Annotated in this window: 12 protein-coding genes, 2 tRNA genes and 2 rRNA genes; 5 read left to right on the top strand and 11 right to left on the bottom strand. The window is 49.5% G+C overall.

Features of this window, described 5'->3' with window-relative positions; all coding sequences use genetic code 11:
* The first annotated feature begins 35 nt into the window (after nt 1-35).
* The 4 genes from SK34_RS09380 to rrf all read left to right on the top strand — a co-directional run bounded on the left by SK34_RS09380 (nt 36) and on the right by rrf (nt 3,615).
* A tRNA-Ile gene (locus SK34_RS09380) sits at nt 36-112 on the top strand.
* Nucleotides 113-220: 108 nt separating this feature from the next.
* Nucleotides 221-296: transfer RNA gene (locus SK34_RS09375), tRNA-Ala, on the top strand.
* Nucleotides 297-502: 206 nt separating this feature from the next.
* Nucleotides 503-3,408 (top strand): 23S ribosomal RNA (locus SK34_RS09370).
* A 91-nt stretch (nt 3,409-3,499) separates the two neighbouring features.
* A 5S ribosomal RNA gene (rrf, locus tag SK34_RS09365) occupies nt 3,500-3,615 on the top strand.
* Nucleotides 3,616-3,844: 229 nt separating this feature from the next.
* Here the strand turns inward: rrf and SK34_RS09355 are convergent.
* From SK34_RS09355 to SK34_RS09325, 7 genes are all read right to left on the bottom strand, one after another.
* Entirely contained in the window at nt 3,845-4,603 is a 759-nt protein-coding gene (locus SK34_RS09355; RefSeq protein ID WP_003025300.1) for an amino acid ABC transporter ATP-binding protein, read from the bottom strand.
* 7 nt (nt 4,604-4,610) lie between these two features.
* Nucleotides 4,611-5,714: an amino acid ABC transporter permease gene (locus SK34_RS09350; protein ID WP_044714568.1), complete on the bottom strand. Its 1,104-nt coding sequence runs from the start codon at nt 5,712-5,714 to the stop codon at nt 4,611-4,613.
* Nucleotides 5,715-5,723: 9 nt separating this feature from the next.
* Nucleotides 5,724-6,905 (bottom strand): amino acid ABC transporter permease, encoded by a 1,182-nt coding sequence (locus tag SK34_RS09345; RefSeq protein WP_032938248.1) that lies wholly within the window; start codon nt 6,903-6,905, stop codon nt 5,724-5,726.
* Nucleotides 6,906-6,974: 69 nt separating this feature from the next.
* Nucleotides 6,975-8,000 carry an amino acid ABC transporter substrate-binding protein gene (locus tag SK34_RS09340; RefSeq protein ID WP_003025295.1) on the bottom strand — a complete coding sequence of 342 codons (1,026 nt, stop codon included), beginning with the start codon at nt 7,998-8,000 and terminating at the stop codon, nt 6,975-6,977.
* 460 nt (nt 8,001-8,460) lie between these two features.
* The gene (locus tag SK34_RS09335) at nt 8,461-8,682 is read right to left on the bottom strand and encodes a lipoprotein (protein WP_003025292.1); all 222 of its coding nucleotides are present in this window, start codon (nt 8,680-8,682) and stop codon (nt 8,461-8,463) included.
* A 270-nt stretch (nt 8,683-8,952) separates the two neighbouring features.
* A complete protein-coding gene (locus SK34_RS09330) occupies nt 8,953-12,066 on the bottom strand; it encodes an efflux RND transporter permease subunit (RefSeq protein WP_003839869.1) in 3,114 nt (1,037 codons plus the stop codon).
* 11 nt (nt 12,067-12,077) lie between these two features.
* On the bottom strand, nt 12,078-13,238 hold the full coding sequence (locus SK34_RS09325; RefSeq protein WP_048232896.1) for an efflux RND transporter periplasmic adaptor subunit: 1,161 nt from the start codon (nt 13,236-13,238) through the stop codon (nt 12,078-12,080).
* A gap of 419 nt (nt 13,239-13,657) precedes the next feature.
* Between SK34_RS09325 and envR the strand changes: the two genes are divergently transcribed.
* A complete protein-coding gene (gene envR / locus SK34_RS09320) occupies nt 13,658-14,314 on the top strand; it encodes an acrEF/envCD operon transcriptional regulator (protein WP_048232894.1) in 657 nt (218 codons plus the stop codon).
* Between the two features lie 45 nt (nt 14,315-14,359).
* Here envR and SK34_RS23675 read toward each other — a convergent pair whose 3' ends face one another.
* From SK34_RS23675 to dusB, 4 genes are all read right to left on the bottom strand, one after another.
* Nucleotides 14,360-14,524 (bottom strand): DUF2556 family protein, encoded by a 165-nt coding sequence (locus tag SK34_RS23675; RefSeq protein WP_003025279.1) that lies wholly within the window; start codon nt 14,522-14,524, stop codon nt 14,360-14,362.
* An 82-nt stretch (nt 14,525-14,606) separates the two neighbouring features.
* Nucleotides 14,607-15,491: an adenine-specific DNA-methyltransferase gene (gene yhdJ / locus SK34_RS09310; RefSeq protein ID WP_048232891.1), complete on the bottom strand. Its 885-nt coding sequence runs from the start codon at nt 15,489-15,491 to the stop codon at nt 14,607-14,609.
* A gap of 88 nt (nt 15,492-15,579) precedes the next feature.
* Nucleotides 15,580-15,876, bottom strand: a complete 297-nt coding sequence (gene fis / locus SK34_RS09305) for a DNA-binding transcriptional regulator Fis (protein ID WP_000462905.1) — start codon at nt 15,874-15,876, stop codon at nt 15,580-15,582.
* Between the two features lie 25 nt (nt 15,877-15,901).
* Complete coding sequence (gene dusB / locus SK34_RS09300; protein ID WP_003025224.1) at nt 15,902-16,867, bottom strand: tRNA dihydrouridine synthase DusB; 966 nt, start codon at nt 16,865-16,867, stop codon at nt 15,902-15,904.
* Nucleotides 16,868-17,142: the final 275 nt, after the last annotated feature.

The following is a 17,142-nucleotide window of genomic DNA, read 5'->3' as shown; positions in this document are numbered from 1 at the left end:
TGTCTGATGAAAATTAGCAGTAAGAAAATCTCTGCAGGCTTGTAGCTCAGGTGGTTAGAGCGCACCCCTGATAAGGGTGAGGTCGGTGGTTCAAGTCCACTCAGGCCTACCAAATTCGCCTCCGTGCTGTGTTACGGCGATGCTCGCATACTTCAGTATGCTTCGCACCACCGCGCCTTGCCAGGAAACGAATTAGGGTACAGAGATTAGCATTTACGATGGGGTTATAGCTCAGCTGGGAGAGCGCCTGCCTTGCACGCAGGAGGTCTGCGGTTCGATCCCGCATAGCTCCACCATCTTTACTGCAAAAACACAAGAAAACTTCAGAGTGTACCTGAAAAGGTTCACTGCGAAGTTTTGCTCTTTAAAAATCTGGATCAAGCTGAAAATTGAAACGACACACTGTTTCATTTCTCCGTAATAAGAAATGAAAAGCGGTGTGTTCGAGTCTCTCAAATTTTCGCAACACGATGGTGTTTTACGAAACATCTTCGGGTTGTGAGGTTAAGCGACTAAGCGTACACGGTGGATGCCCTGGCAGTCAGAGGCGATGAAGGACGTGCTAATCTGCGATAAGCGTCGGTAAGGTGATATGAACCGTTATAACCGGCGATTTCCGAATGGGGAAACCCAGTGTGTTTCGACACACTATCATTACGTGAATACATAGCGTAATGAAGCGAACCGGGGGAACTGAAACATCTAAGTACCCCGAGGAAAAGAAATCAACCGAGATTCCCCCAGTAGCGGCGAGCGAACGGGGAGCAGCCCAGAGTCTGAATCAGCTTGTGTGTTAGTGGAACGGTCTGGAAAGTCCGACGGTACAGGGTGATAGTCCCGTACACCAAAATGCACAGGTTGTGAACTCGAAGAGTAGGGCGGGACACGTGGTATCCTGTCTGAATATGGGGGGACCATCCTCCAAGGCTAAATACTCCTGACTGACCGATAGTGAACCAGTACCGTGAGGGAAAGGCGAAAAGAACCCCGGCGAGGGGAGTGAAAAAGAACCTGAAACCGTGTACGTACAAGCAGTGGGAGCCTCTTTATGGGGTGACTGCGTACCTTTTGTATAATGGGTCAGCGACTTATATTCTGTAGCAAGGTTAACCGTATAGGGGAGCCGAAGGGAAACCGAGTCTTAACTGGGCGTTAAGTTGCAGGGTATAGACCCGAAACCCGGTGATCTAGCCATGGGCAGGTTGAAGGTTGGGTAACACTAACTGGAGGACCGAACCGACTAATGTTGAAAAATTAGCGGATGACTTGTGGCTGGGGGTGAAAGGCCAATCAAACCGGGAGATAGCTGGTTCTCCCCGAAAGCTATTTAGGTAGCGCCTCGTGAATTCATCTTCGGGGGTAGAGCACTGTTTCGGCTAGGGGGTCATCCCGACTTACCAACCCGATGCAAACTGCGAATACCGAAGAATGTTATCACGGGAGACACACGGCGGGTGCTAACGTCCGTCGTGAAGAGGGAAACAACCCAGACCGCCAGCTAAGGTCCCAAAGTCATGGTTAAGTGGGAAACGATGTGGGAAGGCACAGACAGCCAGGATGTTGGCTTAGAAGCAGCCATCATTTAAAGAAAGCGTAATAGCTCACTGGTCGAGTCGGCCTGCGCGGAAGATGTAACGGGGCTAAACCATGCACCGAAGCTGCGGCAGCGACACTATGTGTTGTTGGGTAGGGGAGCGTTCTGTAAGCCGTTGAAGGTGTGCTGTGAGGCATGCTGGAGGTATCAGAAGTGCGAATGCTGACATAAGTAACGATAATGCGGGTGAAAAACCCGCACGCCGGAAGACCAAGGGTTCCTGTCCAACGTTAATCGGGGCAGGGTGAGTCGACCCCTAAGGCGAGGCCGAAAGGCGTAGTCGATGGGAAACAGGTTAATATTCCTGTACTTGGTGTTACTGCGAAGGGGGGACGGAGAAGGCTATGTTAGCCGGGCGACGGTTGTCCCGGTTTAAGCATGTAGGCGGAGGTTCCAGGTAAATCCGGTACCTTTTAACGCTGAGGTGTGATGACGAGGCACTACGGTGCTGAAGTAACAAATGCCCTGCTTCCAGGAAAAGCCTCTAAGCATCAGGTAACACGAAATCGTACCCCAAACCGACACAGGTGGTCAGGTAGAGAATACCAAGGCGCTTGAGAGAACTCGGGTGAAGGAACTAGGCAAAATGGTGCCGTAACTTCGGGAGAAGGCACGCTGATATGTAGGTGAAGCGGTTTACCCGTGGAGCTGAAATCAGTCGAAGATACCAGCTGGCTGCAACTGTTTATTAAAAACACAGCACTGTGCAAACACGAAAGTGGACGTATACGGTGTGACGCCTGCCCGGTGCCGGAAGGTTAATTGATGGGGTTATCCGTAAGGAGAAGCTCTTGATCGAAGCCCCGGTAAACGGCGGCCGTAACTATAACGGTCCTAAGGTAGCGAAATTCCTTGTCGGGTAAGTTCCGACCTGCACGAATGGCGTAATGATGGCCAGGCTGTCTCCACCCGAGACTCAGTGAAATTGAACTCGCTGTGAAGATGCAGTGTACCCGCGGCAAGACGGAAAGACCCCGTGAACCTTTACTATAGCTTGACACTGAACACTGGTCCTTGATGTGTAGGATAGGTGGGAGGCTTTGAAGTGTGGACGCCAGTCTGCATGGAGCCATCCTTGAAATACCACCCTTTAATGGCTGGTGTTCTAACGTGGACCCGTTATCCGGGTTGCGGACAGTGTCTGGTGGGTAGTTTGACTGGGGCGGTCTCCTCCTAAAGAGTAACGGAGGAGCACGAAGGTTAGCTAATCCTGGTCGGACATCAGGAGGTTAGTGCAAAGGCATAAGCTAGCTTGACTGCGAGAGTGACGGCTCGAGCAGGTGCGAAAGCAGGTCTTAGTGATCCGGTGGTTCTGAATGGAAGGGCCATCGCTCAACGGATAAAAGGTACTCCGGGGATAACAGGCTGATACCGCCCAAGAGTTCATATCGACGGCGGTGTTTGGCACCTCGATGTCGGCTCATCACATCCTGGGGCTGAAGTAGGTCCCAAGGGTATGGCTGTTCGCCATTTAAAGTGGTACGCGAGCTGGGTTTAGAACGTCGTGAGACAGTTCGGTCCCTATCTGCCGTGGGCGCTGGAGAATTGAGGGGGGCTGCTCCTAGTACGAGAGGACCGGAGTGGACGCATCACTGGTGTTCGGGTTGTCATGCCAATGGCATTGCCCGGTAGCTAAATGCGGAAGAGATAAGTGCTGAAAGCATCTAAGCACGAAACTTGCCCCGAGATGAGTTCTCCCTGAGACTTTAAGTCTCCTGAAGGAACGTTGAAGACGACGACGTTGATAGGTCGGGTGTGTAAGCGTAGCGATACGTTGAGCTAACCGATACTAATGAACCGTGAGGCTTAACCTTACAACGCCGAAGATGTTTTGGCGAAGAGACGACATTCAGCTTGATACAGATTACATCAGAACGCATAAAGCGGTCTGATAAACAGAATTTGCCTGGCGGCTGTAGCGCGGTGGTCCCACCTGACCCCATGCCGAACTCAGAAGTGAAACGCCGTAGCGCCGATGGTAGTGTGGGGTCTCCCCATGCGAGAGTAGGGAACTGCCAGACATCAAATAAAAGCGAAAGGCCCGGTCGAAAGACCGGGCCTTTTGTTTTATCTGTTGTTTGTCGGCGAGCGCTCTCCTGAGGAGGACAAATCCGCCGGGAGCGGATTTGAACGTTGCGCAGCAACGGCCCGGAGGGTGGCGGGCAGGACGCCCGCCATAAACTGCCAGGCATCAAATCAGCAAAAAGGCCATCCATTAGGGTGGCCTTTTTGCTTTCAGTTCGTTGAAATTTAATGAATAACCTGCGATAAAAACGCACGAGTGCGTTCAGATTTGGGGTGAGCAAAAAACTCATCCGGTGGTGCCTGTTCCACAATCTCGCCAAGATCCATAAAGATCACCCGGTCAGCTACTGTGCGGGCAAAGCCCATTTCATGGGTTACACATAGCATGGTCATGCCCGATTGTGCCAGACCTATCATGGTATCCAGCACTTCTTTTACCATTTCAGGATCCAACGCTGATGTGGGTTCATCAAATAACATGATTTTGGGTTTCATACACAGCGAGCGTGCAATGGCCACGCGCTGTTGTTGTCCACCAGAGATTTGCCCGGGATATTTATGCGCATGTTCGGCAATGCGGACCCGCTCGAGGTAGTGCATTGCCAGTACTTCAGCCTCTTTTTTCGGCATCTTTTGCACCCAGATAGGCGCCAGTGTGCAGTTTTGTAGGACAGTTAAATGAGGAAAGAGATTAAAGTGCTGAAAGACCATGCCAACTTCTTGTCGGACGCGCTCAATATTGCGGATGTCTTCATTGAGTTCAATCCCATCCACCACAATGCGTCCTTGTTGATGCTCTTCCAGATGGTTAATACAGCGGATAGTTGTCGATTTACCCGAACCGGAAGGCCCGCATAATACGATGCGCTCTCCCTGTTTTACCTTCAGGTTGATGTTTTTCAGGACGTGAAACTGTCCGTACCATTTGTTGACGTTTTCCAGCGTAATCATCGCGTCGGTAGACGGCATTAATAATTGGCTCATAAATTCCTCAGTGCGGTGTACGCCCGGTGTTAAAACGTTTTTCCAGATGTTGGCTGTAACGCGACATACTGAAACAGAAGATCCAGTAAATCAGTGCAGCGAAAACATATCCTTCTGTCGACATACCCAGCCACGCAGGGTCCACAGTTGCTTGCTGCACGCTACTGAAGAGATCAAACAGACCGATGATAATGACCAGACTGGTATCCTTGAACAGGGCGATAATCGTGTTAACCAGGCCAGGGATAACCAGCTTGAGGGCTTGCGGAAGAATGACCAGCCCCTGAGTTTTCCAGTATCCTAACGCCAGTGATTCAGCGGCTTCATACTGACCTTTTGGTAGGGCTTGTAACCCTCCGCGAACCACTTCTGCGACATAGGCCGACTGGAAAAGAATAACGCCGACCAGGGCCCGGATAAGCTTGTCGATACTGGTTCCTTCGGACATAAACAGAGGAAGCATGACCGAGGACATAAACAGAACGGTAATCAACGGCACACCGCGCCAGAACTCAATGAAAATGACGGATAAAACCCGCACGACTGGCATATTGGAACGACGTCCCAGCGCCAGTAAAATGCCCCATGGAAGCGCGCCTGCAATCCCCACGGATGCGATAATTAGCGTCAGTGTTAATCCACCCCACTGCCGGGTTTCTACGCGCTCCAGCCCGAAAAAACCCCCGTACATCAGCCACCAAACCACCACTGGATAAACGACGGCCCAGACGGCGATATAGCGGCCACGATGCGGGATTGTTTTCAAGAACATGGGAACGATAGACAGCAAACCAATTATCAGGGCCAGATTTACACGCCAGCGCTGATCGTGGGGATAAAGTCCATACATGAATTGCCCAAAGCGTTCATGAATGAACACCCAGCAGGCTCCGGCTTTGGTGCAGTCTGCTCGGGTTGAACCGACCCAGTTGGCCTGAAAGAATACCCAGTTCAACAGTGGCGGAAGAAATGACCAAATCAGCCATATGCATAGTAGGGTGAGCAGGCTATTTGACCAACTGGAGAACAGGTTTTTACGCACCCAGAGTAGGCTGCGGCTTGCCGGATTACTGCGCTGGCGTGAGGGGTGAGACAGCAGGGCTTTTGTCATCATGGCTCCTTAGCGCTCAATCAGTGCAATACGGCGGTTATAAATATTCATCAGCAAAGAAATACTCAGACTAATGATCAGGTATACCGACATGGTGATGGCGATCGTTTCAATGGCTTGCCCTGTTTGATTGAGTACCGTGCCGGCAAACAGTGAAACCATGTCCGGATAGCCAATGGCGGCCGCAAGAGAAGAATTCTTGACGATATTCAGGTACTGGCTGGTCAGTGGGGGAATGATGACGCGTAGCGCCTGTGGGATGATTACCTGGCGTAGCGTCACCGGATTTGGCAGGCCCAGCGAGCGTGCGGCTTCATGTTGGCCATAAGGAACGGCCTGAATTCCCGCCCGAATAATTTCTGCAATAAATGCCGAGGTGTACACCGAAAGCGCCAGAGTCAGTGCCGCCAGTTCGGGAATAAGCACCATACCGCCACGGAAGTTAAAACCACGAAGCGCGGGAATATCCCAGTGAAGCGCAGCGCCAAACATCCACTGTGAAATCACCGGTAAAAGTACGACCAACGCCAGAGCCGTGGGCCAGGTCCGACGTAGCTGGCCGGTTTTGGTCTGATGCATTCTGTTGAATCGAAATAATCCGATGGTGACGACGATAGCGATAACGACAGCGGTGCAAAAGGCAAAAAAACCTTCTCCCATTTGTGGGGCCGGTATATAGAGCCCCCGGTTACTCAGGAACATCAAATCCAGTGCGTTAACAGCCTGGCGTGGGCCGGGCAGGTTACGTAATACAGCGAAATACCAGAAGAAGATCTGCAGCAGCGGCGGTATATTGCGGAACGTTTCGATGTAGATCGTCGAGAGTTTTCGCAATAACCAGTTATCTGACAGGCGTGCCAGTCCGAGAAAGAAACCGAGAATTGATGCGAAAACAATACACAATGCAGAAACTAATAGTGTATTGAGCAGGCCGACCACAAAGACACGGCCATACGTATCGCCTTGCTCGTAATCAATCAGATGCTGGACAATACCAAATCCGGCACTGCGATCGAGAAAAGAAAACCCCGAGGTAATACCGCTATTGTTCAGGTTATTTATCGTGTTATGAATGAGATAGACCGCAATGCTGATAACCGCAATGACGGCGAGTATTTGAAATAACCAGGCGCGGACCGCAGGGTTAGAAAAGGATAACGATCCTTTTATGGTTGAGCGGCGATGGAACATAAGAAAACCTCAGTAACTATGACTCTGGGCTGAGCGCCGCAGTTGCGGCGCCCGTTACATCACTACGCATTAGCGCACCGGTGGCGCATATTGGATGCCACCGTTATTCCAGAGGTTGTTCTGTCCACGTTTGATCTTCAGCGGACTTTCCGAGCCAACGTTACGTTCAAAGATCTCCGAATAGTTACCAACCTGCTTGATAATGTTGTAGGCCCATTTGTTATCAAGTTTCAGATCCTTGCCATAATCCCCTTCTTTACCCAACAGGTGAGCCATATCCGGAGTTGCTGGATTAGCTGCTTTTTCATCGACGTTTTTCGAGTTAACACCCATTTCTTCCGCATTCAACATGGCGAACAGCGTCCAGCGAACAATGGAGAACCACTCATCGTCCCCACGACGTACGACAGGTCCCAGCGGTTCTTTAGAAATAACTTCTGGCAGGACGATCCACTCCGCAGGATTGCTCAGCTTGATGCGTAGGGCATACAACTGAGACTGGTCGGAAGCCAGCGTATCGCAACGTCCAGATTCCAGAGCTTTGGCTGATTCATCCGAGCGGTCAAAGGTGACGGGGGTGTACTTCATATTGTTGGCTTTAAAGTAGTCGGCCACGTTCAGTTCGGTATCGGTTCCCGCCTGAATACAGACCGTTGCGCCATCCAGCTCTTTAGCGCTCTTCAGACCTGCTTTATTGTGGGTAAGAAAACCAATGCCGTCATAATACGTTACGCCAGTGAAGGACATACCCATACCGGCATCACGAGAGGAGGTCCACGTGGTATTACGAGAGAGCATGTCGACTTCACCAGACTGTAATGCAGTAAAGCGTTCCTTGGCGGTGAGCGGGGTATATTTTACTTTGCTATCATCGCCAAATACGGCGGAGGCAACGCCACGACATACATCAACATCAATACCCGAGAACTTGCCGCTTGCATCGGCGTAAGAAAAGCCAGGCAAGCCGTCGCTGATCCCACATTGCACAAACCCTTTTTTCTTTACGGCATCAAGTGTTGCGCCGGCATGCGCCTGATTTGCAACAGCAAGCAGCACGCCGGCCGCAGCCAGGCTGGCGATTATCATCTTTTTCATAGAGCATCCTGTGTGGAGGAATTATTGTTATGGAAACGTTCTGAAAACGTCTTTTACCTGTCTGTGGTTTTGGCCATACTCTTTTAAGCAAAGGTAGTGCCAGTTTTTTGCGCCTGATTATTTGACGCAATATGCAGAGTGTAGACAGGAAAAAATAAATGCAGCGCCCTGAAGTGGTGCAAAATTGAAACGTAAGCCACATTTCGGCGCAAAAAATTTAAAAATCAGACAGGACGCGTGATAACGATTTCTGGCGTTAATATTAATGGCGTGAGAATAATGAAAAGAAACTGTGGTGTAACGAAAAACAGAAAAAATGCTAATTTTAAATCGTGGATGTGTGAGGGAAATCTATAATAATTTTATTATATGTCAGTCGCTATTAAGCAACGTTTTGTCTTATATGTAGATTTTATGCTTAGTGCTCAAAGCGCGGTAATAACCGCGCTTTTGAGATGATTTATTTGGTCAGGGCGACAATCCCAAGTGTTAGTCCGGCAACGGCTGCAGCACCACCGGCGATGGCTCCGGCTGTTTCCCAGTTATCCTGGGTAGTGCCTTTCATACAGGTATTGGTATGAACCAGGCGCCCCTGATCGTCGTATACAGGTACGCAAGGAGAATCGTGTGCACAGCCAGCCAGGAATGCGGTAAGCAATGCAACGGATATTAATCTTTTCATGGTGTTACCTCAAAATAAGCGTTTCGCTAATTAAGCAAAGACAAACGCTAAGCCATCTGCGAACTCGGTGATTATTTTACCACTTCTTAAAAAAGGACTGACATGAGGAATAATCTCAATTCATGTGGATTGTAAAAATAATGGATAAAAAGAAAGGTCGTAGGCGAGTTTAGAGGGGTAGTTTAAATGAAATAAATGGCTATCTTACTAATAAATAAAGAGGAGCATCGTAGGTAAAAAAGGCGTCCGTAGACGCCTTTATTTTACAAATTAATCGTTGTGCCGACTAAAACGCCGTCTTACGACAACAAAGAAGACGGGGACGAAGAAGATAGCCAACAATGTTGCGGTCAGCATTCCTCCCATAACACCTGTACCGACCGCATTCTGTGCACCACTACCTGCTCCGTGACTGATAACCAGAGGCATAACCCCCAGAATAAAGGCCAGGGATGTCATCAGGATAGGACGAAGACGCATACGTGATGCCTCCAGCGTCGCTTCAATCAACCCCTTGCCTTCTTTATCCATCAGGTCTTTGGCAAACTCGACGATCAGGATGGCGTTCTTAGCCGAGAGGCCGATAGTGGTTAGTAAGCCAACCTGGAAATACACATCGTTATTCATCCCGCGCAGTGATGCTGCTAACAATGCGCCTACAACACCGAGCGGTACAACCAGCATCACCGAGAAAGGAATAGACCAGCTTTCATACAATGCGGCAAGGCAAAGGAATACTACGATTAACGAGATGGCATACAGCGCAGGCGCCTGGTTACCCGACAGCCTTTCCTGATAAGACATACCCGTCCAGTCATGACCAATACCATTCGGCAGTTTTTCCGCCAGACTTTCCATCAGCGCCATTGCTTCACCAGTGCTTCGCCCTGGTGCCGCTTCGCCCAGTATTTCCATGGATGGCATACCGTTGTAACGTTCCAGTCGCGGTGAACCATAAATCCAATGTGATGCACTGAACGCAGAGAACGGAACCATTTCGCCATTGGAGCTGCGGATATACAGATTATTGATGTCCGCTGGCAGCATGCGGTATTTTGCATCCCCCTGAACGTACACTTTTTTCACACGACCGCGGTCAATAAAGTCATTGACGTAATAGCCGCCCAGTGATGCGGAGATAGTTTCGTTGATATCCGACAGCGATACCCCCAGTGCCTGTGCTTTCTCCTGATCAACATCCAGCTTAAACTGCGGAGTATCTTCCAGTCCGTTAGGACGAACGCGAACCAACAGATCGGGGTGTTTAGCCACCATTCCCAGTAGTTGGTTACGGGCTTGCGTCAACGCCGTATGCCCCAGACCGCCCTGATCGATCAGCTCAAAATCGAAGCCGGTTGCGGTACCCAGTTCAACAATAGCGGGCATATTGAAGGGGAAGACTAACCCATCGCGGATCTGGCTGAACGCGCGTGTGGCGCGTGCAATGACCGCTTCAACACTATTTTCCTCGCCGCTACGTTCATTCCAGGGCTTGAGGCTAACGAATGCCAGACCTGAGTTTTGCCCCTGACCGCTGAAGCTAAAACCGTTAACCGTGAAGACGCTTTCGACGTTAGCTTTCTCATTGGTCAGGTAGTACTGAGTAACCTGATCCAGTACTTTCTGGGTGCGCTCTTGCGTAGCTCCTGCCGGAAGTTGAATCATTGTCATAAACACACCCTGATCCTCCTCTGGCAGGAAGGAGGTCGGCAGGCGCATAAACAGAACCGCCATTCCGATCACGATGATCAGATAGACGACAAGGTAACGCCCTGTTTTACGCACAATACCGCTGACGCTATTGGTATAGTGATTGACGCTGTGATCGAATTTGGCATTAAACCAGCCAAAGAAACCGCTTTTTTTCTCGTGATGCTCAGCCGATACCGGCTTCAACAATGTTGCACAAAGCGCAGGAGTCAGGATCAGCGCTACCAGTACAGAAAGTGCCATGGCGGAAACGATGGTAATGGAGAACTGCCGATAGATAGCCCCAGTTGAACCGCCAAAGAAGGCCATCGGGATAAATACCGCAGACAGCACCATGGCAATACCAACCAGTGCCCCCTGTATTTGTGACATGGACTTTTCCGTCGCCTCTTTAGGCGGCAGATTATCTTCCATCATCACGCGTTCCACGTTTTCCACCACCACTATCGCATCATCGACCAATAGACCGATGGCGAGCACCATGCCGAACATCGTCAGGGTGTTTATCGAGTAGCCAAACGCGGCAAGTACGGCGAATGTGCCCAACAATACGACGGGGACAGCGATGGTTGGAATGAGCGTTGCCCGGATGTTTTGCAGGAACAAATACATGACCAGGAACACCAGCACGATCGCTTCAAACAGCGTTTTTACCACTTCATGAATGGAGATGGTCACAAACGGCGTCGTGTCGTATGGGTAGACCACCTTCATTCCCTGCGGGAAGAATGGTTGCAGTTCAACCAGCTTGGCTTTGATAGCGTTCGCGGTATCCAGCGCGTTTGCCCCGGTTGCCAGCTTGATCCCAAGGCCGGATGCAGGCTTACCGTTAATACGCGCCACGACGTTGTAGTTTTCCCCACCCAACTCGATACGCGCGACGTCTTTCAGGTGAACAACCGAACCATCGCTGTTCACGCGTAAAGTTACTTTCCCGAACTCTTCAGGGTCTTTCAGTCGCGTTTGCGCAATGATAGAGGCGTTCAACTGCTGGTTAGGTAATGCAGGCGTCCCCCCTAACTGACCTGCGGCAATCTGATCGTTCTGTACCTTCAACTGATTGATCACATCAACCGGCGTGAGCTGATATTTGTTCAATAAGTTTGCATCCAGCCAGATGCGCATGGCGTACTGTGCACCAAACAGCTGCACGTCACCCACGCCATTCAGACGGCTGATTGAGTCTTTAACGTTCGAAGCGACGTAGTCGGAAATGTCATCCTGTGTGGTTTGTGGGTTGTCAGAAACAAAACCCGCGACCATCAAAAAGCTGCTACTCGATTTCTCGACGCTGATCCCTTGCTGCTGAACTTCTTGCGGCAGTAACGGAGTGGCGAGCTGCAGTTTATTTTGCACCTGTACTTGCGCGATATCGGGATCGGTACCGGACTGGAAAGTCAGCGTAATAGTCACACTCCCGGCCGAGTCGCTGGTGGAGGACATATACATCAGGTTATCGATACCATTCATATTCTGTTCGATAACCTGTGTGACTGTATCCTGAACCGTCTGCGCATCTGCACCAGGATAAGTGGCAGAAATGGCGACCGCAGGAGGCGCAATGGTCGGGTACTGTGCCACGGGCAGTTGCATGATTGCCAGAGCACCGGCCATCATCAGAATGATAGCCAGTACCCAGGCAAAGATAGGACGCCTGATAAAAAAGTTAGCCATGTCCGGTTACCTTATTGGGCTTTCGTGGCAGGAGTTTCGGTATCGGCGGTTGCTTTAACCTGAACGCCTGGACGTGCTTTCTGTAAGCCGCTCACGATAACTTTGTCACCCGGTTGCAGGCCTTCGCTGATAAGCCATTTGTCGCCAATGGCTTGTGCAGCAACGACTGCGCGAGACTCAACCTGACTCTTGTCATTGACGACCATTACGGTGGCATCGCCGCGAGGCGTACGCGTTACCCCCTGCTGCGGAACGAGAATGGCATTTGGCTGAACACCTTCATCAATGCGTGCGCGCACAAACATGCCCGGCAACAGCGTATGCTCTGGGTTTGGGAACACGGCTCTGAGGGTGATTGATCCGGTGCTTTCATCAACCGTCACATCAGAAAACTGCAAAGAGCCTTTTAGCGGGTATGACTGACCATTTTCCATCACCAGTTCGACTGTACTGCTGGCACTGTCTTTATGCAGACTCCCTTGTTCAACAGACTGTTTGAGGCGCATAAAGTCGTTACTGGACTGTGTTACGTCGACGTAAATGGGATCGAGCTGTTGAACGGTAGCAAGCTCTGTAGCCTGGCCATTCGTGACTAATGCGCCTTCGGTGACGTTAGATTTACCGATGCGTCCGCTAATCGGCGATGTCACTTTTGTGTAGGCCAGATTGATACGCGCGCCTTCGACCGCCGCTTTTGCCGCGATCACGGAGGCATCGGCCTGACGAGCATCAGCAATTGCCTGATCGTACTCTTGCTGGCTGATGTACTTGGTGCCAACCAATGGCACATAGCGTTTTACCGTTAAATGCGCGATTGCAGCCGCCGCTTCACTCTTCGCCAGTTCACCTTTGGCGCTGTCATAGTCGGCCTGGTAAGTCGCGGGATCGATCTGATAAAGCGACTGTCCGGCTTCAATATCGCTTCCCTCAGTGAAATTCCGTTTAAGCACTATCCCGCTGACCTGGGGACGGACTTCTGCAATTCGGAATGCCGTTGTGCGCCCGGGTAATTCGGTCGTTACGGCTAAAGGAGCCTTTTCGACGACATGGACAGTCACCTGCGGTTCTGCGGGATGAGCTTGTGCTTCTCCCTGATCGTTACAACCGGCGAGTAATGCAGCGGAGACGATGATGAATGAGGGCAGGAGTGAAAACCTGGCATTTTTCGTCATTTCAATTCCTTAAAAAACCGAACGCTCGTTATTAACCGGGTAACACAGGGGCGATAACGCGCACAAGAGAAAATAATAGTTGGCTATCCTACAAATTATTAGCTAGCGATGTAAGTAATACTTATTTATGGGGGCGATTCACGGCACGTAAAAGCAAAAAGAGATTAATCGACTGTTGTTTCATTGAGGTGTTAATAGCAATACTATGATGCGGATAAACACAAATTGAAATAAGCATTTGGTTTATGAATATATTTATTATTGGTATTTGTTTTGTTTATTTGTGTGCAAAGTCAGTAATAATATTTTTTAGGGCTCGTTTAAATAAATGCTAAGTGATACATTTATTGCGTTTAGCAAATATTAGATAAGAAAGTTAATCATTCTCTACCTTACCCTTACCTCAGACAGCTGAAACCATGGCCAGAAAAACGAAAGCTGATGCCCTCAAAACGCGGCAGCACCTGATAGAAACAGCGATTGTACAGTTTGCCGCACGTGGCGTAAGCAATACGACGCTAAACGACATTGCAGATGCCGCCAGCGTGACGCGGGGGGCGCTGTATTGGCATTTTGAAAACAAGACGCAATTGTTTAATGAACTATGGTTACAACAACCGCCATTGCGCGATCTTATTCAGGACCAGCTTATTGGCCGTTGGGGAGATAATCCTTTACAGCGACTGCGTGAAAAGTTAGTTGTGGGTTTGCAATATATTGCGCAGAATCCTCGCCAGCAGGCATTAATGCAGATTTTATATCATAAATGTGAATTCCATAACGATATGATATCGGAACAGGCTATTCGTGAAAAAATTGGTATCAATCATATGGGTATGCGCATTGCCTTGCAGAAATGTATGGATGACGGACTTATCGCAACCAGCCTTGATTTAGACGTTATAATAATTATTCTTCATGGGAGTTTTAGTGGCATTGTTAAAAACTGGCTCATTAATCCAATGAGTTATGATCTTTATAAACAAGCGCCAGTATTAGTTGATAATGTATTAAAAATGTTAAGCCCAGATGGTAGCGTAAGGCAATTAGCGCAGAGTGAGAGTCAGGTGGGGTAGTTTTAGCCGCCAGGCCTGACGGCTGCTGAAGTGGGGTTGGTGGCGCTATTCGAGGTCGACGCAGTTGACCAGCTTAAGGGGATTCACTGAGTTCATATTCCGGCACTTATCGTGCTCTGTTGTCATCAGCTCTATCCATTGGATGAGCAGCGCATCAAAAAGAAAAACGAATACTGCAAAAACAACCAGCCACCAATACTTGCGAATCATTACCAAACCCTGTGTATTCATGCCCAAGCGTGCAGGGAATATACACGAAATCTGTAACCTGAAAAGCAGACTTACAATGCCTTTACTTTGTTGAAAGAACGCCGCTCTTTGCCGTCAATCGACTCTTTTTAGACAGGTTTTTTGTCTTACGTTTTTTCACCTTGGCAAGCTCAATTTCTGAAAAATGAGAACCGATACTCAGTCTTCTGAGCCCCATTTTTACGTATTCAACATTGATCTCAATCCCGACAAACTTGCGACCCAATTCCACGGCGGTGGCACCGGTGGTGAAGCTGCCGGCAAACGGATCCAGTACCCTGTCATCTGGGTTCGAGGATGCCAGAATTATACGCTCCAGGAGGGCTTTGGGTTTCTGGGTGGGGTGGTTTTCGTATTCGTCCATCAGATAGCGAACGCGTGGGAACTCCCAGACATTTCCCGGCACTTTTTTCTGATTGTATGGCTGCGGTGGATTTTTTCTGTAGTCTATTAGCGCGCGTTGAGCCCCGGTTTTGGCTTCAACCAGAATATCGTCACGATTAAATGTGTAGTTTTTCTGATCTTTTACCATCATCAGGATCGGTTCATACATCGAACCAAAGTAATTTTTGGCCTGTACCCCTGAGCTATCGTATGACCACACGATACGGCTCTTGATAGTAAAGAGCTGGCGGCATTTGAGGTCAATATACGGCATGTTCTCCGTACTGTTCATGATGTACATGGTGCCGTGCGGTTTGAGAATGCGATGGCACTCGTCAATGCACTCAAACAGCCACGCCAGAAAAGCCTCTTCATCCCAGGACTCCACCATCCCGTCAAAATCTTTACCGATGTTATAAGGTGGATCGGCAAAAATGAGATCGACGCTTTCAGAAGACAGCTTTTGCAGTTCGGTCAGTGCATCACCCAGGATTATCTTTTTAGATTCATCGCCAAAATAGACAGGTTCACATCTTGCGTTCATCGCCAAAGCCTCCCGTGTGAAGTTAATAAAAAAGGCGCTTCCCCATGCCGAGTAGCGCCTTTTAAAACAAACATTTAACTGATTAGTATCAGTTCATGCCGTATTTTTTCAGTTTTTTACGCAGCGTACCACGGTTGATGCCCATCATCAGGGCAGCACGGGTCTGGTTACCGCGGGTGTATTGCATCACCATGTCCAACAGGGGCTGTTCTACTTCAGCCAGTACCAGCTCATAGAGATCGTTAACATCCTGACCATTCAATTGAGCAAAATAGTTCTTCAGTGCCTGTTTAACCGAGTCACGCAGGGGCTTTTGAGTTACCTGGTCCTGAGAGTTAACGGTAGAAACGGTCAGTACGTCAGAATTTACGCGTTGTTCGAACATAGTTCTGTCAGCTCTTTATTTCTGTTTACGCAAAATTTTCGAAGTATGCCTCCAACGCCGCCAGCTGTTCGCTGGAATCTTCAATGGCGTTGAATGTGCGCCGAAACTGGTCATCCGGAGCGTGTTCCTGGAGATACCAGGATACGTGTTTACGCGCAATTCGGTACCCTTTTGCCTGACCATAAAAGTCGTGCAGTTCCCGAACGTGCGCACAAAGCAAGCGCTTCACCTCTGCCAGAGGCAGCGGGGGCAGCAGCTCCCCAGTGTCCAGATAATGCTGGATTTCCCGAAAGATCCAGGGTCTTCCCTGAGCTGCACGTCCTATCATCAGGGCATCCGCCCCCGTATAGTCGAGTACAGCTCTGGCTTTATGCGGGTCAGTAATGTCGCCATTCGCGATAATCGGAATGGAAACTTTCTGCTTAACTGCCCGAATACTGTCGTACTCAGCATCTCCATTGAACAAACAGGCGCGGGTGCGTCCATGAATGGTCAGAGCCTGAATGCCACAATCTTCAGCCAGTTGGGCAATCTCTACGCAGTTACGGTGTTCCGGAGCCCAGCCGGTGCGAATCTTGAGTGTGACAGGAACGTCCACTGCATTGACGACCTCGGTTAGTATCGACTTCACTAAATCCGGGTACTGCAAGAGGGCTGAACCTGCGAGCTTACGATTCACTTTTTTAGCCGGACACCCCATATTGATATCAATAATCTGGGCGCCGCTTTCCACGTTAATACGTGCGGCATCGGCCATCTCAACAGGGTCGCTACCGGCAATTTGCACCGTGCGAATTCCTGGCTCATCAACGTGCACCATCCGTAAACGAGACTTGTCACTTTCCCAAACCTGAGGGTTAGAAGACATCATCTCGGATACCGTCAACCCGGCTCCCATCTCATAGCACAGCGTCCTGAATGGTCTGTCAGTGATGCCAGCCATAGGTGCTGCGATCAGGCGATTTCTGAGCTGGTATTGTCCGATGCGCATGAGTTAAGAAATGACCATACTGTGACTGCAAGGCGGCGTATATTACGCATTTTTCGCACGAGATGAAAGGCCAAACTTTGACCAATCCACTGAGGTGGATCAATGAATTGCCGTAAATGTGAACGCATGAAAATATTTAATCATATAAATCATTGCATTATAAAAATGTGTCGATTTTATATACACATATAATTTTGCGTAACTTCTCATTTTTTCTTCAGTTGCAGAAGGTACTGACAAGATATTCTGCTGAATTAATCAGCAAATTACCTCGC

Origin of the sequence: Citrobacter sp. MGH104, assembly GCF_001034485.1 — a bacterium.
Classification (GTDB): Bacteria; Pseudomonadota; Gammaproteobacteria; order Enterobacterales; family Enterobacteriaceae; genus Citrobacter; species Citrobacter freundii.
Note: the sequence above shows the minus strand (reverse complement) of the source record. Positions and strands in the feature narration are given on the sequence as shown.